Raw genomic sequence first — 2,160 nt, forward strand, 5'->3', positions numbered from 1 at the left:
AAGAGCGTCCCTGATACTACTTCCGATGTTATCCATGATGCTGCGCAGCGGCCATTCAGACGCCGGCGCAGCGGCATTGTGGATAACTCGGCGGCCGGGGAATTGGCCGCGGTGAATAAGCTGTCGCCGGCGGGAGCTTCCCGGCCGGCGGTGGACAAAGCGGGTAATGTGCCGTCTCCCGAGCCAGGCAGGATTGTCCCCGACGCCACGACGCGGCCACGGTTTGACGTCCCTCAGCCTTCGAGGCTTGAACGAAGATCACCGGACCGCGACGAGGCGCCTGCCCAGAAGTCCAAGAGAACACCGCCCCAGCGGAGGCCAAACCCTTCGCCCCGAGGGCTCCGTATCAGGTCGACCGGCGGCAGGCCGGGCGCGGGGGACGAGCGTGCCGCGCGGGACTTTGGAGAACCCATGGACATGCCCGCCGCTTCCGCTACTTCCACTTCACCGGCCGATTCGGCTTTACCCTCGTCAAAGCCTCCCGAGCCATACGGCTCGCTGACGCACTTTGGCGCAGTCGATTGGGCCAGGGGGCATCACGACCTGTGCGTGGTTGATGCCGCCGGCAAGATCGTTGTGGAGTTGAGCATCCAGGACACCCCCGACGCCTGGGCACAGGTGCGGGCGCGGGTCGCGGAGTTGAAGACGCCCGAGGGATCGCCGGCGGTGGTGGGCTTTGCCATCGAGACCAGTTCCGGCCCGGCCGTCGAGCGATTGCTGGAGGCCGGTTGGGCGGTCTTTCCGCTCAACCCCAAGGCCGCCGAACGCTACCGTGACCGCAAGTCCCCCTCGGGCTCCAAGAGCGATCGGCTCGACGCCTTCTGCTTTGCCGACGCCCTGCGCACCGACGGCCACGCCTGGCGCGTGCTGCGGCCGCAGGACCCGCTCACCTGCGAGCTGCGGCTGCTGTGCCGCGACGAGATCTCGCTGATCGGCCAACGCACCGCGCTGGTCAACCAGATCCAGGCCGCGCTCAATGAGTATTACCCCACCGCCCTGGCCGCCTTCGACGACTGGACGGCCTGCGGCCCGTGGGAGTTTGTCATCGCCTTCCCCACCCCCCATCACCTGGCCAGCGCCGGCAAACGCAAATGGGAAAAATTCCTCCACGCCCACAAGCTCTATCGCCCGGCCACCAGCGCCAAACGCCTTGAGCTTTTCGCCCAGGCGCAAAAGGCCGCCAGCCCCAACCCCGCAGTCACCGCCGCCAAGAGCCTGCTGGCGGTCACCCTGGCCAAACAGTTGCGGACCTTGGAGGGCCAGCTCCAGGAGTATCGCGCTCGCATCAATGAGCTGTTCGCCAAACACCCCGACCGCGACCTGTTCGGCTCCCTCCCCGGCGCCGGAGGGAAACTCGCCCCACGCCTTCTGGCCGAACTGGGTGCCGACCGGCAGGTCTTCCAGAGCCCCGAGGCGTTGCAGTGCTATGCCGGGGCCGCCCCGGTGACCCAGCAGTCCGGACGCAGCCGAAGGGTGTTCATCCGCCGGGCCTGCAATATGACGCTGCGGGCCACGGTGCACCTGTGGGCCGACCGAAGCCGCGTCAAGTGCCCTTGGGCCGAGGCATATTACCGCCGCAAACGCCAGCAGGGCGTGGGCCACGCCGACGCCCTGCGCCGCCTGGCCATGCGCTGGCTCAAGATCCTCTGGAAGATGTGGACCGACCGCACCCCCTACGACGCCGAGCGACACCTGCGCGACCAGGTCAAGCACGGCTCATGGGTCATCGCCCTCCTGCCGGAAACTTCTTTGCAACCGGGCTAGAAACAATCAACAACCAAGGTGAATGACATGGCGCGGAAAAAATCAAAATCCGACTTTACAACGGAGAGAACATCTTCGTTCGCGAAGCCGCAAGCGGCGGAAGGAGCATCGATCCCGGTTTCGCTCTACATGCCATTGCCCTGTCGGCAGGTGGCGTCGTGAAGTTCCGGCGCGGCCGGAGGGGCGGTAGTTGCGGTAGCATGTCTCGTTGCAGCGTTCCTGATGCGCGAAGTTGAGGTCAAGGGACGCATCGCCCTGCCTGGAGCCGAGTCATGCGTGCGATGGTGCTTTCACAACCCGGGCCGATCGGCAATGCCCCGCTGTCGATGAAAGATCTGCCGATGCCGAAGCCTGCGGCCGGCCAAGTGCGAGTCAAAGTGCAGGCGTGCGGGCTAT

Annotated in this window: 1 protein-coding gene; it reads left to right on the top strand. The window is 66.0% G+C overall.

The genetic code is table 11. The features are described from left to right. Nucleotides 1-411 precede the first annotated feature (411 nt). Nucleotides 412-1,764 carry an IS110 family transposase gene (locus VGH54_RS28620; RefSeq protein ID WP_331515541.1) on the top strand — a complete coding sequence of 451 codons (1,353 nt, stop codon included), beginning with the start codon at nt 412-414 and terminating at the stop codon, nt 1,762-1,764. The last annotated feature ends 396 nt before the right edge of the window (nt 1,765-2,160 follow it).

It is taken from the genome of Mycobacterium sp., from assembly GCF_036488105.1.
Taxonomy (GTDB): domain Bacteria; phylum Actinomycetota; class Actinomycetes; order Mycobacteriales; family Mycobacteriaceae; genus Mycobacterium.

Coding starts and splice junctions, on each gene's coding strand:
- VGH54_RS28620 (WP_331515541.1), top strand. CDS start 412: ATGGACATGCCCGCCGCTTCCGCTACTTCCACTTCACCGGCCGATTCG.